The organism is Serratia sp. BNK-33-b, assembly GCF_048684565.1.
Taxonomy (GTDB): domain Bacteria; phylum Pseudomonadota; class Gammaproteobacteria; order Enterobacterales; family Enterobacteriaceae; genus Serratia; species Serratia marcescens.
In genome coordinates this window covers 3,407,101-3,421,715 of sequence record NZ_JBLQTZ010000001.1, presented here as the reverse complement: position 1 = coordinate 3,421,715, position 14,615 = coordinate 3,407,101, and the positions used below count along the sequence as shown (strand labels likewise).

Annotated in this window: 17 protein-coding genes; 11 read left to right on the top strand and 6 right to left on the bottom strand. The window is 63.7% G+C overall.

Features of this window, described 5'->3' with window-relative positions; all coding sequences use genetic code 11:
- The first annotated feature begins 48 nt into the window (after positions 1-48).
- The 6 genes from ACMGGK_RS16430 (at position 49) to ACMGGK_RS16405 (ending at position 5,764) form a co-directional block, all read left to right on the top strand.
- On the top strand, positions 49-1,107 hold the full coding sequence (locus ACMGGK_RS16430; RefSeq protein WP_016928559.1) for a fatty acid desaturase: 1,059 nt from the start codon (positions 49-51) through the stop codon (positions 1,105-1,107).
- A 13-nt stretch (positions 1,108-1,120) separates the two neighbouring features.
- Entirely contained in the window at positions 1,121-2,050 is a 930-nt protein-coding gene (gene osmF / locus ACMGGK_RS16425; RefSeq protein WP_016928558.1) for an ABC transporter substrate-binding protein, read from the top strand.
- A 61-nt stretch (positions 2,051-2,111) separates the two neighbouring features.
- On the top strand, positions 2,112-3,272 hold the full coding sequence (locus tag ACMGGK_RS16420) for an ABC transporter permease (RefSeq protein ID WP_420277033.1): 1,161 nt from the start codon (positions 2,112-2,114) through the stop codon (positions 3,270-3,272).
- Positions 3,269-4,204, top strand: a complete 936-nt coding sequence (locus ACMGGK_RS16415) for an ABC transporter ATP-binding protein (protein WP_016928556.1) — start codon at positions 3,269-3,271, stop codon at positions 4,202-4,204. The genes ACMGGK_RS16420 and ACMGGK_RS16415 overlap by 4 nt, the downstream gene beginning before the upstream one ends.
- Positions 4,201-4,974, top strand: a complete 774-nt coding sequence (locus ACMGGK_RS16410) for an ABC transporter permease (RefSeq protein WP_016928555.1) — start codon at positions 4,201-4,203, stop codon at positions 4,972-4,974. Before ACMGGK_RS16415 ends, ACMGGK_RS16410 begins: the two co-directional genes overlap by 4 nt.
- Positions 4,975-5,002: 28 nt before the next feature.
- A complete protein-coding gene (locus tag ACMGGK_RS16405; protein WP_079449511.1) occupies positions 5,003-5,764 on the top strand; it encodes a phosphate/phosphite/phosphonate ABC transporter substrate-binding protein in 762 nt (253 codons plus the stop codon).
- A gap of 6 nt (positions 5,765-5,770) precedes the next feature.
- Here ACMGGK_RS16405 and ACMGGK_RS16400 read toward each other — a convergent pair whose 3' ends face one another.
- A complete protein-coding gene (locus ACMGGK_RS16400; protein WP_016928553.1) occupies positions 5,771-6,490 on the bottom strand; it encodes an SDR family oxidoreductase in 720 nt (239 codons plus the stop codon).
- Positions 6,491-6,624: 134 nt separating this feature from the next.
- On the opposite strand from ACMGGK_RS16400, the gene ACMGGK_RS16395 reads away from it, so the two are divergent.
- Complete coding sequence (locus ACMGGK_RS16395; RefSeq protein ID WP_164052687.1) at positions 6,625-7,536, top strand: LysR family transcriptional regulator; 912 nt, start codon at positions 6,625-6,627, stop codon at positions 7,534-7,536.
- On the opposite strand, the gene ACMGGK_RS16390 is transcribed toward ACMGGK_RS16395, so the two are convergent.
- From ACMGGK_RS16390 to ACMGGK_RS16375, 4 genes are all read right to left on the bottom strand, one after another.
- Positions 7,524-7,700, bottom strand: coding sequence for a hypothetical protein (locus tag ACMGGK_RS16390; protein WP_016928550.1), 177 nt, complete (start codon positions 7,698-7,700; stop codon positions 7,524-7,526). The genes ACMGGK_RS16395 and ACMGGK_RS16390 overlap by 13 nt on opposite strands.
- Positions 7,701-7,803: 103 nt before the next feature.
- The gene (yedA, locus tag ACMGGK_RS16385; RefSeq protein ID WP_028127923.1) at positions 7,804-8,727 is read right to left on the bottom strand and encodes a drug/metabolite exporter YedA; all 924 of its coding nucleotides are present in this window, start codon (positions 8,725-8,727) and stop codon (positions 7,804-7,806) included.
- A 108-nt stretch (positions 8,728-8,835) separates the two neighbouring features.
- Positions 8,836-9,330 carry a DUF2878 domain-containing protein gene (locus ACMGGK_RS16380; RefSeq protein ID WP_015377128.1) on the bottom strand — a complete coding sequence of 165 codons (495 nt, stop codon included), beginning with the start codon at positions 9,328-9,330 and terminating at the stop codon, positions 8,836-8,838.
- A gap of 175 nt (positions 9,331-9,505) precedes the next feature.
- A complete protein-coding gene (locus ACMGGK_RS16375; protein WP_049299510.1) occupies positions 9,506-10,159 on the bottom strand; it encodes a helix-turn-helix transcriptional regulator in 654 nt (217 codons plus the stop codon).
- A gap of 103 nt (positions 10,160-10,262) precedes the next feature.
- Between ACMGGK_RS16375 and ACMGGK_RS16370 the strand changes: the two genes are divergently transcribed.
- The 4 genes from ACMGGK_RS16370 (at position 10,263) to ACMGGK_RS16355 (ending at position 13,390) form a co-directional block, all read left to right on the top strand.
- Entirely contained in the window at positions 10,263-11,717 is a 1,455-nt protein-coding gene (locus ACMGGK_RS16370) for an MFS transporter (protein ID WP_420277032.1), read from the top strand.
- Positions 11,718-11,850: 133 nt separating this feature from the next.
- Positions 11,851-12,420: a helix-turn-helix domain-containing protein gene (locus tag ACMGGK_RS16365; protein ID WP_151254858.1), complete on the top strand. Its 570-nt coding sequence runs from the start codon at positions 11,851-11,853 to the stop codon at positions 12,418-12,420.
- A gap of 2 nt (positions 12,421-12,422) precedes the next feature.
- Positions 12,423-12,941: a GNAT family N-acetyltransferase gene (locus tag ACMGGK_RS16360; RefSeq protein ID WP_016928545.1), complete on the top strand. Its 519-nt coding sequence runs from the start codon at positions 12,423-12,425 to the stop codon at positions 12,939-12,941.
- Positions 12,942-12,973: 32 nt separating this feature from the next.
- On the top strand, positions 12,974-13,390 hold the full coding sequence (locus tag ACMGGK_RS16355) for a GNAT family N-acetyltransferase (protein ID WP_228009653.1): 417 nt from the start codon (positions 12,974-12,976) through the stop codon (positions 13,388-13,390).
- Positions 13,391-13,774: 384 nt separating this feature from the next.
- Here ACMGGK_RS16355 and ACMGGK_RS16350 read toward each other — a convergent pair whose 3' ends face one another.
- Entirely contained in the window at positions 13,775-14,605 is an 831-nt protein-coding gene (locus ACMGGK_RS16350) for a 5'-nucleotidase, lipoprotein e(P4) family (protein ID WP_420277031.1), read from the bottom strand.
- Positions 14,606-14,615 lie beyond the last annotated feature (10 nt).

Below are 14,615 nucleotides of genomic sequence, written 5' to 3'. Positions count from 1 at the left end.
TACGGCTCACGGATACTGGGGGGAAACTCCCCAACCGCGAGCCGCAGCATGTCCCACGCCCACTATTTGCACCCCGAACAACGCGACCGCATCCGACGGCTTTATCAGCGTTGGCACTGGCGGCTGGAACTGCCCACCTGGGGGATTATGGCGGCAGTGTACGGCGGCTGGTTCGGCGTGGCGCATTATTGGCAGGCGCTGGGTCCGTGGCTTGGCGCACCGCTGCTGATCCTGCTGACCACCGGGTATATGTCGCTGCAACACGAGCTGATCCACGGCCATCCGACGCGCTGGCCGCGCGTCAATCAGCTGTTCGGCCTGTTGCCGCTGGCGGTGTGGTATCCCTACGGGCTGTATCGGGATTCGCATCTGCGCCATCACCGCAACGACCACCTGACCGATCCGCATGAAGATCCCGAAAGTTACTACTTTAGCGCCGCGCAGTGGCGGCGTTATCCCCGCCTGCTGCCGCTGTTGGCCGCGGTGCGCAATACGCTGATCGGCCGGGTGCTCCTCGGCCCGGCGCTGGACATCGTCACCACGCTGTTCGGCGCAGTGAAGACGCTTGCAGCGGGCGATCTGCGCGCCTGGGCGATGTGGCTGGCGCACCTGTCGCTGTTGGCGGTGCTGCTGTACTGGCTGCAGATGCAGGGCATCGGCGCGGCGTTTTACCTGTTGGCCATCAGCTACCCGGCGCTGGCGCTGACCAAGGTAAGATCGTTTTTTGAGCATCGCGCCGTGGACGCACCGCAGGCACGTTCTATTATTAATGAGGCGGGCTGGCCGTGGCGGCTGCTGTTTCTCAATCTGAACTACCATTTAGTGCATCACGATTTGCCCGGCCTGCCCTGGTATGGCCTGCGCGAAGTCTACCTGGCGGAACGCGAGGCGTATCAGCGCCGCAGCCAGGGATTCGTCGCGCAGGGTTATGGCGAGTGGCTGCGCGATTACGCGCTGACGCCGATCGACGTCGGCGTGCATCCGCTGAGCGCCGGCGAACGGCGGGAGGAACGCGGTGCCCGGCCGAAGAAAAAATTTATTGCGCGCTGGAAGCGCGTTTCTCAGGATTTTCCAACCGAACTGGCCCATGAGCCGGAAAACATATAACCAGAGGAAAAGTATGGCAATCACCTTATCACGCGGACGTTCCTTTGCCGTCGCGCTGGCTCTGCTGGCCGCCAGCGGTCTGGCGCAGGCGGCCGACTCGGTGCGCGTCGGCTCCAAGATCGATACCGAAGGTTCGCTGCTCGGCAACATCATCGTGCAGGTACTGGAAGCCAACGGCATTAAAACCACCAACAAGCTGCAGCTCGGCACCACCAAGGTGCTGCGCGGCGCCATCACCTCCGGCGAGATCGACATCTACCCGGAATACACCGGCAACGGCGCATTTTTCTTCTCCGATGAGAAAGATCCGGCGTGGAAGAACGCCCAGGCCGGCTTCGAGAAGGTGAAGCAGCTCGACTACGACAAAAACAAAATCGTCTGGTTGGACGCCGCGCCGGCCAACAACACCTGGACCATCGCCATTCGTCAGGACGTGGCGGACGCCAACCATCTCAAAACGCTGGCGGATCTCGGCAAGTGGATCAACGGCGGCGGCAAGTTCAAACTGGCGGCCTCGGCGGAATTTATCGAACGGCCGGATGCGCTGCCGGCGTTCCAGAACGCCTACGGCTTCAAACTGAATCAGGATCAGCTGCTGTCCCTGGCCGGCGGCGACACGGCGGTGACCATCAAGGCGGCGGCGGAGCAGACCTCCGGCGTCAATGCGGCGATGGCCTACGGCACCGATGGCCCGGTGGCGGCGCTGGGGCTGCAGACGCTGGCGGACCCGAAAGGCGTACAACCCATCTACGCGCCGGCGCCGATCGTGCGCGAAGCGGCGCTGAAGGCGCACGCCAATCTGCCTGAGCTGCTGAAGCCGGTATTCGCCTCGCTGGACGGGCCGACGCTGCAAAAACTCAACGCGCAGATCGCTGTGGAAGGCCAGGACGCCAAACAGGTGGCGGCCGCTTACCTGAAAGAGAAAGGGTTTGTTAAGGGATAATGCCGAGGTACCCCCTTTGCCGTCGGGAGAGGGGGTAAACCGAGGGAGCCGGAGCGTTTCTTTGACTATCGCCGTAAAACATCGCGTCTTGTTGACGCTGTTCATGCTGTTGCTGCTGGCCGCCTTCGGCCTGCCGTTCCTCAGTTATGCCCCCAATCGTCTGCTGTCGGGTAAAAGCCTGTCCTTATTCTCCCTGTTGCACGGCCCGGCGCTGTGGCTGCTGTTGCCGCTGGCGGCGTTGGCGATCCTCAGCCTGTTGCCGCCGACGCGGGGACGGGCGCTGCTGACGGCGCTGGCCGCCTGCGGGGTGCTGACGCTGGCGTTCTGGATCAGCGGGCAGGCCGCCGGGCGTCTGGCGCAGGAGGGATCGCGCCTGGCGCGCACCTCCTGGGGCAGCGGCTGCTGGCTGACGATGGCGCTGAGCCTGCTGATCGCCGCCGACGCCATGACGCGCCTCACCGCGTCGCATCTGCGGCGGATGCTGGGCAACGCGCTGGTGCTGGTGCCGCCGGCGTTGCTGCTGTTCGGCCATCAGCTCGATCAGCTGTCGCTGCTGAAGGAGTACCATAATCGGCAGGAGGTGTTTGACGCCGCGTTGTTCCAGCATGTGACCATTCTGCTGGCGACGATGGCCCCGGCGCTGGCGATCGGCGTGCCGCTCGGGGTGCTGTGCTTTCGTTCCGAACGCTGGCAGCGGCCGATTTTCTCCGCGCTGAACATTATCCAGACTGTGCCGTCCATCGCGCTGTTCGGCCTGCTGATCGCGCCGTTGGCGGGGCTGGCGACGGCGGTGCCCTGGCTGGCGGAGCACGGCGTCAGCGGTATCGGCATGGCGCCGGCGATCGTGGCGCTGGTGCTGTACGCGCTGTTGCCGCTGGTGCGCAGCGTGGTGGCGGGGCTGCAAAGCGTGCCGGCCGGCGTGATTGAGTCCGCCACCGGCATGGGGTTGACGCGCGGGCAGATCTTCCTGCGCGTGCAGCTGCCGTTGGCGCTGCCGCTATTCCTGACCGGCGTGCGCATTCTGGCGGTGCAGACCGTCGGCATGGCGGTGGTGGCGGCGCTGATCGGCGCCGGCGGTTTTGGCGCCATCGTTTTTCAGGGGTTGCTCAGCAGCGCGTTGGATCTGGTTCTGCTGGGGGTGATCCCGGTGGTCATGATGGCGGTCATCGTCGATTCGCTGTTTAAATTTTGGGTTTCAATCCTGGACGTATCGCGCCGATGATTCACTTTGAGCAAGTCAGTAAAATTTTTCAGGGCAAGCCGGCGGTCGACGATCTCACGCTGCACATCGCCGAGGGTGAATTCACCGTGTTGATCGGCACCTCGGGTTCCGGCAAGTCCACGACGTTAAAAATGATCAATCGCCTGATCGAACACGATCGGGGCAAGATCCTCTTTGCCGGCGAAGAGATCCAGTCGTTCAAACCGCAGGATCTGCGGCGGCGCATGGGCTATGCGATCCAATCGATCGGTCTGTTCCCGCACTGGACGGTGGAGGAGAACATCGCCACCGTGCCGCAGCTGCTGAAATGGCCGCGCGCGCGCATTCGCGATCGGGTTACCGAACTGTTGGAGCTGCTGCATCTGGAGCCGGATCTGTTTCGCCGCCGCTATCCGCACCAGCTGTCCGGCGGGCAGCAGCAGCGGGTGGGGGTGGCGCGCGCGCTGGCTGCCGATCCCGAGGTGTTGCTGATGGACGAACCGTTCGGCGCGCTAGATCCGGTCACCCGAGCGGCGCTGCAGGCGGAGATCGCGCGCATCCATCAGCTCTCCGGCCGCACCATTGTGCTGGTGACGCACGACATCGACGAGGCGTTGGGCTTGGCGGATCGCCTGGTGTTGCTCGATCAGGGGCGGGTGGTGCAACAGGGCACGCCGCTGACGCTGTTGACTGCACCGGCCAACGACTTCGTGCGCGATTTCTTCGGGCGCAGCGATCGCGGCATCAAGCTGCTGTCGCTGGGTACGGTGGCGGAGCGGGTGCGGCCCGGCGTCGCCGGGGGCGAGCCGATCGCCGCCGCCATGAGTCTGCGCGAGGCGCTGTCGGTGTTTGTGGCGCGCGGCAGCGACTGCCTGCCGGTGGTGGATGAACGGGGCGAAGCGTTGGGGGTGTTGCATTTCAACGATCTGATCGCCGGGCAGGCGCTGTCATGAGCGGGCGCATCGGGCGCCTGCTGCGCGATCCGTTGCCCTGGACGCTGGCGCTGCTGTTGGCGCTGGTGTTCGGCATGGATCATCTGCGCGGCTTGTTCGCCGCCTGGTTCCCCGATCTGGAGCGGCCCATTTATCAGCAGGACAGCTTTATCGCGCTGGTGGGGGCGCACCTGTCGCTGGTGGCGATCTCCAGCCTGATCGCGGTGGCGATCGGCGTGGCGGCGGGCGTGGCTGTGACCCGACGCAGCGGCCGGGAATTTCGTTCGCTGGTGGAAACGGTGGTGGCGGTGGGGCAGACCTTCCCGCCGGTGGCGGTGTTGGCGGTGGCGGTGCCGGTGATGGGCTTCAGCGAACAGCCGGCGATCATCGCGCTGGTGCTGTACGGCCTGCTGCCGATCCTGCAGGGCACGCTGGCGGGCATCGAATCGGTGCCGCCCGCCACGCGCGAGATCGCCCGCGGCGTGGGGATGAGCGCCTGGCAAATTCTGTGGCGGGTTGAACTGCCGCTGGCGGCGCCGGTGATTGTCGCCGGGATCCGCACCTCGGTGATCATCAACATTGGCACGGCGGCCATCGCTTCCACCGTCGGCACCAAGACGCTCGGCTCGCCGATCATCATCGGCCTGAGCGGGTTTAACACCGCCTATGTGATCCAGGGCGCGGCGGTCGTGGCGCTGTTGGCTATTATCACCGATATGCTGTTCGAACGTTGGGTGCGTTATCTCACCGCCTGGCGTCAGCAGACGCTGGCGGCCACTTCGGCGGGGTAAGGGGGAAATGATGCAGGTGTCTCTACCGATGTACGGCGTTGGCCGGGAGCAGGCCGAATCCTTCTGGCAGGTGTTGCGCGACAAGCTGCTGCGGCTGGGGTTGCCGGCGGCGCCGGAACGGCTCAGCTGGCCGGACGATCTGGCGCAGCACTGGCGGCGCGAGGATCTTCTGCTCAGCCAAACCTGCGGTTATCCGTTGGTCAGCACCTTGCCGCAGGTGCAGCTAATCGGCACCTACCACTACCGGGTGGAAGGGTGCGACGGGCCGAATTACCGCAGCTGGTTGGTGGTGCGCGCGGACGATCCCGGCGAGCGGCTGGCGGATTTTCGCGGCCGAACGGCGGCGTATAACAGCACAGATTCCCAGTCCGGCTACAACGGCCTGCGCGCGCTGATCGCGCCGCTGGCGCTGGACGGGAAATTCTTCGGGGCGGCTATCGCCTCCGGCGCGCATTATCAGTCGCTGAAGCTGATCCGTAGCGGGCAGGCGGATATCGCCGCCATCGATTCGATCAGCATGGAACTGCTGCGCCGCGCGCAGCCGCAGGCGCTGGAGGGGCTGAAAATCATCGGCCGCACGGCGGCGGTGCCGGGCCTGCCGTTGATCACCGCAGCCGGCACGCCGCCGGAACAGGTGGAAATCCTGCGCGCCGGCGCTCGCGCGATGCTGGATGAGGCGGTCAGCGACCGCCTGCTGATCGGCGATTTCAGCCTGGTGCCGCGTTCGGCCTACCAGATTATCACCGTGCTGGAACAGCAGGCCGCCGCGCAGGGCGTGACGGCGCTCTAGCCGCCGTTACAGCAGGCCGCCGCCGTCGATGTCGATCACGCTGCCGGTGACGAAGCCGTTCTCCATCGCCAGCAGATAACCCGCCGCGACGTCGGCTGCCTGGCCGACCCTGCCGACCGGCAGGCTGACGCTTACGCGCTCGAACAGCGCCTGACGCTGTGCGGCGCTCATGCCGTCGTAGGCTTCGGTGGCGGTGATGCCGGGGCTGACCACGTTCACCCGCCGCGGCGCCAGCTCCTTCGCCAGCTGTTTGCCGACCGCTTCCAGCGCGGCGTTGATGGCGGTTTTGACCAACTGACCGTTGAGGTATTTACGCGACAGCTGGCCGGAGGTCAGGGTGATCGAGCCCTGCGGCGCCAGCGTCGGCAGCGCCGCCTGCACCGCGCGCAAACTGCCCCAGAATTTGACGTTGAAGTCGGCCTGCGCCTGTTCAAGGGCAGTCTCCGCCAGCGGCTTCGCGTCCACCAACGGCCCGGCGGTGATCACCAAATGATCGAAAGCGCCGACGGCGGCGAACAGCGCATGCAGCGACGCGTCATCGGTCAGATCGGCCTGCATCAGGCGCAGCGCGTCGTTCTTCTCCCCGGCGTGAGGGAGACGACGCGAAGCCAGCACCACTTCAGCGCCGCGCGCCGCCGCCGCGTAGGCCACCGCGGCGCCAATGCCGCTGGTGCCGCCCAGGATCACCAGCTTTTGTTGTTTCAGGGGGGAGTCGGGAATCGTCATGTTAAGGCCTCTTTTTAGGTAAGTTTCAACGGGATCTATCTTTCCTGATTGAAAATGAGGAAAAAAGCCCGCCTAATAGCAAACACTTGTAAATTAATATTAATAATTGATTGGGCTAAAAAGAGAGGGAGCAGATGACCTCATTTGTCGATCTCGAGGTGTTTGTCCGCACGGTGGACGGCGGCAGTTTTTCCGCCGCGGCGCGCACGCTGGACATGACGCCGGCGGCGGCCAGCATCGCGGTGAAAAGGCTGGAGCAGCAGCTGGGCGCGCGGCTGTTGGTGCGTTCCACCCGCAGCCTGAGGTTAACGGAGGAGGGGGCTCGCTATCTCGACAGCGCGCGCCTGGCGCTGGGCGCGTTAGCCGAAGGAGAGCAGGCGATCCGCGAGAAGCATCAGGGGCTGTCCGGGGTGCTGCAGATTTCCGCGCCGTCGGATTTTGGCCGTAATTTGCTGCTCGGCTGGCTGGATGAGTTCCGCTTGCAGCATCCGCATATTCAGCTGCAGCTTCTGATCAACGATCGGCAGGCCGACCTGTTCCGCGAACCGGTGGACGTGGCGTTGCGCTTCGGGCCGCTGGCCGACTCTTCGCTGGTGGCGCTGCCGATCTTGCCGCAGCATCGGCGGTTGATCTGCGCCAGCCCGGATTATCTGCGGCGGCACGGCGCGCCGCAAACGCCGGCCGATCTGCTTCGGCACAGCATTCTGGTGTATCAGCCCAGCGGCAAACGGCAGGTGGAATGGCGACTGTGGCGCGGTGAGGAGCTGGTCGAGCTGCCGCTGAACGGCAGCTATTTTACCGATGACGGCGAGGTAGCGCGGCGCTGGGCGCTGGCCGGGCACGGCGTGGTGCGCAAGTCGGCGATCGACGTGGCGGCGGATATTCGCGCCGGGCGGTTGGTGCAGCTGTTGCCGGAATGGCGCAGCGACGCGGTGCCGATCAATCTGGTCTGCCCGCATCGTTCGCAGGTGTCGGAGCGCGTCAGGCAGCTGCAGCGTTTTTTACAGCAGCGCTGCCAGCGCTGGATGGACGATCACTTGGCCTGAAGGGTTTCGGTTTGCGCCGGCGTAGCGGCGGCATCCCCGGCAGGCGCGCTTTCTTCGTGCGGGGTGGTGGAACGGGTGTAGATGTTCAGCCCGGCGAGGAATACGCCGCCCAGAGAACCGAAGGCGCACAAGGCGATGACGATGACGAACGCTTTTTTCAGCATAGGAATAATTTCGCAGGTTGCTTGGAACAGCGGGAATTATAGCCCCTTCGCCGGGTGAAACAAGAATCGTTTTTAACGGCGGCCCGCAGACCGCCCTTTGTGATCATCGCCGTTCGCAGTCGATGGCCTGCACGTTGGCCGGACGGGCGAACAGGTATTTTCCCAGCGTCACCAGCACCACCGCCGCCACGATGATCACCAGCGCCAGCCACTCGCGCGGCGCCAGCGATTCGCCGGCAAAACCGATGCCGAGCAGCACCGCCACCACCGGGTTGACGTAGGCGTAGCTGGTGGCGACCGCCGGGCGCACGTTCTTCAACAAGAACATATAGGCGCTGATCGCCAGCATCGAACCAAAGACGATCAGATAGCCCAGCGCCAGAAAGCCGCCGGTGCTCGGCATCTGAGTGAGGCGCTCGCCGCTCAGCTGGCTGGCTGCCAATAACACCACGCCGGCGACCAGCATCTCCGCCGCGCCGGCCATCGGCCCGGCCGGCAGCGAGATGCGCGATCCCAAGACCGACCCAAAGGCCCAGCTGGCCGACGCCAACAAAATCAGCAGCGCGCCGGTCGGGTTGCCCACCAGGTTGTTGCCGGTGTTGAGCAGCACGATGCCCACCAATCCGAGCGCGATGCCGGCCCATTCCAGTTTGGTGTTGCGCATGCCCCACAGCAGGCTGAAGCAGAGGGTGAACAGCGGCACCGTCGCCACCATCACCGCGGCGATGCCGGACGGCACATGTTGGTGTTCCGCCACCGTCACCAGGCCGTTGCCCACCGCCAGCAGCAGAATGCCGATGGCGCCGGCGGCCAGCCACTGCTTCAGCGTCGGCAGCGCGTGGCCGCGCCAGGCCAGGAAACTGAACAGCACGATACCGGCGATCAGAAAACGAATGCCGGCCATCATCAGCGGCGGCCACTGCGCGACGCCGAGGCGAATGACGAAATAGGTGGAACCCCAAACGATATATAACGTGAACAACGCCCCGATCAACGGCAGGACGCTACGGCTTTGTTGGCTAAGCATAGGATTGTATTTTGCGGGAGTGATTATTATTAGAACGCTCAGTAAACCCGATCGGGCAACCGATAAGCAATGGCCTTCGGCATTATTTTTCCGGCGGCTGAAAGCCGTTCAATGGCCTTGCTGTTTCCACTGCAGCCAGCTGACGGCCGGCAGGTAAATCGACCAGCCGACGGCCAGCAGCAGCAGCATGAACTCGGGCGGCACGCCGGGCAACAAGGCGTCCAGCTTCCAGGACACGGCGTAGGCGAAGGGGCCGACGGCGGCGCCCAACACCGCCAGCGGCCAGGGGGCCGCTCTGACGACGTCCAGCAACCAATACCACCAGCAGCCGAAGCCGATCCACAGCGCGATGGTCCAGAGCGGCAGGCCGTGTTGCCCGCTGTAGTGCAGCACGCCGCTGTAGCTCCACAGCCCATCCATGCCGATACCGCCCAGGGCGGCCAGAGCCGCGCCTTTGCGGCGGGCGGCAGGGGTAAAGATCAGCGCCAGCGCCGCGCCGGCCAGCAGTATGCCGTTGAGCCGATCGCGAGTCAGCAGCGCCAGCAGCCAGCAAACGCCCAGTCCCAGCGTCGCCAGCCAGAATCCGGCATGCGGCTTCTTCATCGTTCAACTCCCGTGGGGTTACTCTGCCGCTGCGCTAAGCGCCGACGGATTTGCCAGAGCGGGCGCGAGGCCCGCTGTTTGCCTGAATGTTCGTTAGTTCAACCTTAGAAGGGAAGGTGCGGGGTGCACAAGCAGAATAATCTGTACCGGTTGAAAACGTGGGCAAAAACCGGTGTTACAGGCGTGAAATCCGGTAGGCGCAGCGGCGCGAGCCGGCCAAAATGTGTTCGGCGCGCTCCACCTGCGCCTGCAGCACTTCGGTGAAGATGCTTAATTCCGCCCGGCAGAAACCCTGGCAGACGGTGGCGGCGGCGCAGATCGGGCAGTGGTTTTCCACCAGCAGATAGGAACCGTCCTCCTCCTGGCGCCATTCGGCCATATACCCTTCGCGGCAGCGGATCTCGGTCAGGCGCGCCACGCGTTCGCGCAGTTCGGTGGCGCCGATCATCGCCTGCTTGTAGTTGATGCGGTTTTCCTGCTCGCGGCTCTCGATCAGCACGTCGATCGCCTGTTCGCCCAGCTTGTCGCGCACGGTGCGCAGCAGCTGCACCGTCAGATCCGCATGGGTATCGGGAAAGCGCGCGTTGCCGGCCGAGGTCAAATGCCACAGCTGCACCGGGCGGCCCACGCCGCGCGTTTCCGCCACCGCTTCGACCAACCCCTCTTTCGCCAGCTTGACGAACTGCTGGCGGGCCGCCTCACCGGTGGTGCCGAGCACCTTTCCTGCGTCAGAAGCTAGCTGCGGGCCGCGGGTTTTCAATAACGTCAGCAAGCGGTCACTGACCGATTGTGCGGTGCTGCCGCTATTTTCCAAGTTTATTCTTGACATATTTCTCCGCCTCGCCCTAACTTATTCCAAGATAACTCTTGTTAAATTTAACGCAATCTTATGACCAACTCAATGCCATTCCTCTGAAAACAGGACGACAACCGTGATAACCCATGACGATAGCCGCTGGAGTGACCTTTTCTCCGGCAAAAATGCGGCCAGTGCGATCGCGCTCTCGCTTGGCGTGGCGCTGCATGCCATAAATATTCTGGTCGCCACCACCATTCTGCCCTCGGTGGTGCAGGATATCGGCGGGCTGGATCTCTATGCCTGGAACACCACGCTGTTCGTGGTGGCGTCGATCCTCGGCTCCGCGCTGTCGGCCCGGTTGCTCAGCGGCTATGGCGCACGCAGCGCCTATCTGGTGGCTTCGCTGTTCTTTATCGCCGGGGCGGCGCTGTGCGCGCTGGCGCCGAGCATGCCGGTGATGCTGATCGGCCGCACGGTGCAGGGCTTCGGCGGCGGGCTGATCTTTGCGCTCTCCTACGCGATGATCAACCTGGTGTTCGAGCAGCGATTGTGGCCGCGCGCCATGGCGCTTATCTCGGCGATGTGGGGCATCGCCACCCTGGTGGGGCCGGCGGTGGGCGGCATTTTCGCCGAGCTGCACGCCTGGCGTTGGGCCTTCGGCATTCTGCTGCCGATCATGGCGCTGTACGCTGCGTTTACCTTCCTGATCCTGCCCAAGGGCAAGGCGCAGCAGGCGGCCGCGCCGTTGCCGACTGCGCAACTGCTGTTGCTGACCGTGGCGGTGCTGGTGGTGTCCGCCGGCAGCCTGGCGCACAGCGTCTGGATCAATCTGGCGGGCATCGCGCTTTCGCTGGTGCTGATGGCCTGGCTGATGAAGCGCGAGGCGCACGCACGCGCGCGCCTGTTGCCGCATGGCTCGCTGCGGCGCGGCTCATCGCTGGCGGCGCTCTATATTACGGTCTCGTTGCTGGTGATCGGCATGACCAGCGAAATCTTCGTGCCCTATTTCCTGCAGCTGTTGCACGGCCAGTCGCCACTGATCTCCGGCTATATCGCCGCCACCATGGCCGCCGGTTGGACGTTGTCCGAAATCCTCAGCTCCGGCTGGCGCGGGGCGGGCATTCGCCGGGCGATCGTTAGCGGGCCGCTGTTCGTGCTGGTGGGGCTGCTGGCGCTGGCGATCCTGATGCCGACGCCCTCCGGCGGCCACTGGCAGGCGCTGACGCCGATCGTCATCGCGTTGTCGCTGGTGGGGTTCGGCATCGGCTTCGGTTGGCCGCATCTGCTGACGCGCATTTTGCAGGTGGCGCCTGAAGCGGACAAAGATATCGCCGGCGCTTCAATTACCACGGTGCAGCTGTTCGCCACCGCATTCGGCGCGGCGCTGGCCGGGATGATCGCCAATCTGGCGGGGCTGAACGATCCGGGCGGCGCGACGGGCGCTGCATCGGCGGCGCGTTGGCTGTTCCTGGCGTTCGCGCTGGCGCCGCTGCTGGCGGTATTCAGCGCCTGGCGCTGCGCGGCGATCGCGCCGCCGGGGGCCGAAACGGGCAATTTTGTACAAACCCCGCCCTCGCGCGAGAGCTAGAACGCTTCTCCTCACCTGGTGATGTTCGCGGTGATCCAGGCGTTATTCCTGCGCGACATTTTAAAATCCGCTTGCTATATCTCTAATTTGAGATTATTTCTCTTATATGGGATTTTTAAGCGGAGTATGAACGATGGATAACGGTTTGGAGACGGCCGACCTGAGGTTGGCGCAGCGGCTGGCGGATTTGCGCCAGCAACGGGCGTGGTCGCTGGAGGAGTTGGCGCAGCGCACCGGCCTTAGCCGGGCGACGCTCTCGCGGGTGGAGCGCGCCGAGACCAGCCCGACGGCATCGTTGCTGAACCGGCTGTGCGCCGCCTACGGGTTAACCATGTCGCGCCTGTTGAGCGAAATCGAAGACGAGCCGCCGGAGCTGCTGCGGCCGCCGCAACAGCCGGTGTGGGTCGATCGCGCCAGCGGTTTTCACCGTCGCTCCGTTTCCCCGCCTGCCGCGCTGTATAAGGCCGAGTTTATCGAAGCCCGGCTTGATGCCGGCGCGCAGATCGATTACGACCTGCCGTCGATTCCGGCGCTGGAACATCACCTTTGGTTGCTGTCCGGGCAGTTGGAATTGACCCTGGAAGGGCGCGTTTTCCGGCTGTCGGCCGGCGACTGCCTGCGTTACCGCCTGTTCGGCGCCTCCCGTTTCCATGTCCCCGGCGAGGAGCCGGCCCATTACACCCTCGTTATCTGCAGGCCATAGCCATGATTGAATTGCAACAGTGGGACGCCGGCGCGGCGCAAAGCGCCATTGTCGACTTGGCCGAGATGCTGCACGCCAGCGTGGCGCACGGCGCCAGCATCGGTTTTGTCATGCCCTTTACGCTGACGCAGGCGCAGGCGTTTTGGCAGGGGTTGCTGCCGGCCATCGCGCGGGGAGAGCGTGCGATGCTGGTGGCGCTCGCGAACGGCCGGCCGGTCGGCACCGTGCAGCTGTTACTGGCGATGCCGGACAACGGCCGCCACCGCGCGGAAGTGGTCAAGCTGATGGTGCACCCGCAGGCGCGGCGGCAGGGCGTCGCCCGGCTGTTGATGCAGGAAGTGCAGGCGCTGGCGGCGCGTCATCGCCGCAGCCTGTTGGTGCTGGATACCCTGAGCGGCAGCGCGGCGCAGGGGCTGTACCGTCAATTGGGGTTCGAGGCGGCGGGCGACATCCCGCAATACGCCCGCGCCAGCGACGGCGGGGCGTTGGAGGCCACCTGCTATATGTACAAACTGCTGTGAGGCTTCGGATATTATTAAGTGAAGTCGATAGCTTGGACGCACTGACACTGATGGCGGAGTTGTCGGTGCAGCTGGCTGAGATCACAGGCGATAGCGGTACGTCCTCGTTTGATCCTGCTTCTATAGAAGCGGATGGAGGTTGTTTTATGTTGGTACGCAATGCTGCCGATGTGGCCGTAGCTTGTGGGGCGCTGCGTCGATTAACTTCTGGTGTTGCGGAGTTAAAACGAATGTATGTACGTGAGCCTGGCAATGGTATTGGTCGTAAATTATTGCAGGCTCTGGAACAACAGGCTCGATGGTTGGGGTATCGTCAACTGTGGCTGGAAACCCGAAGCGTGAACTTGCGTGCCATCAAGTTTTATCTGGCTCAGGGGTATCGGATACGCGAAAACTATGGCCGTTATCGAGGTAACCCACAGGCGGTCTGTTTCGAGAAAGTTCTGTAATGATGTTGCAAGTTCCTATAGCCATTTGACATTGAAGATCCGTGCCTTGCCTGCTTAGGTTACGTTCAGATTACATCAAAGAGCGGATGCTGCTGCGCTGTTCGGGTGATTAAAATCGAGAGAATTAACGGATTGGCTACTCTGACATTGCTGAAAGTATGTGAAAGTGCTCGTTTCACCGAGAAGCGTTATTGGATTAACTCACAGGGCGGTGCCGATACCGATTTCTCACATTTCTGGTGCCCGCAACCCAGAATTTGAGCATCCGCATTTCTTCATCTTCATGCCGCCGAACTAACGTTCCCATTGGTTCGGCGGCATGCTCCGCTAATCCCTTTTTGACAAAATATTAGGTTATATGGGGCATTTCTCCCTATTCCTGAGTCAGCGCCCGCGCCAGGCCTTGATCGCCTGTTGGCGCACCTGCAGCTTCTGTTGCGGCGTCAGCTTGTTGTAGTCGCGAGCCAGGCCGCTTTCCCAATCGCCGTACAGCGGGTTGGGCAGCACGATGAATTCGGTGCCGAACTTGCCCTGATTCTCGCTGACGAACGCCCGGCGCTGCGCATTGTCCTGGTGGTAAGTCGCGGCGCCGAAGTCGTTCAGGTTGTCGCCTGCGTACACCACGATGTCATAGCCGGCTTGTTTGATGGCGTCGAAGCGCGCCTGCTTATTGGAGGTATCGGTGCTGAGCAGCACGGTTTTTTCCGACATGCCGGTGAATCCGAGCTTCTGCATGTTGGCCACCGTGGCGGCGTATTCGCTCTGCTTGCGGTTCGAGACGTAGAACATCGTCCCCTGGTGGGCGTTAACGTAGCGGGCAAACGACACTGCGCCCGGCACCGCGCCGGCCTGTTCGGCCTGCGTCCATTGGGCCCAGGTGGCGCCGTCGTACGGCTGGCCGTGCTGCGCCTGCCAGCCGGAGTAGGCGCTGTTGTCCAACAGGGTTTCATCCAGATCGACCACCACCGCCTTTTTGCGGCCCGGCGCGGTCTTGGCCTGATCGAAGGCGCGTTGCGCGCTGTTGAACGCCTGATGCGCCAGCGCCTGGTATTCGCCGGACTGTTGGAACCAGTTCACCGCCAGCACCGACTGATCCGCCAGCCGCTGCTGGGCCTGGGCGTCGGTGTGCGGCGGCTGCGCACAACCGGCCAACGTCAGCAGCGCGACGCCAACCGCCGTGCCGAGGGTGAGTTTCCTTGCCTGTTTTCCTGCCATCGTTATCTCT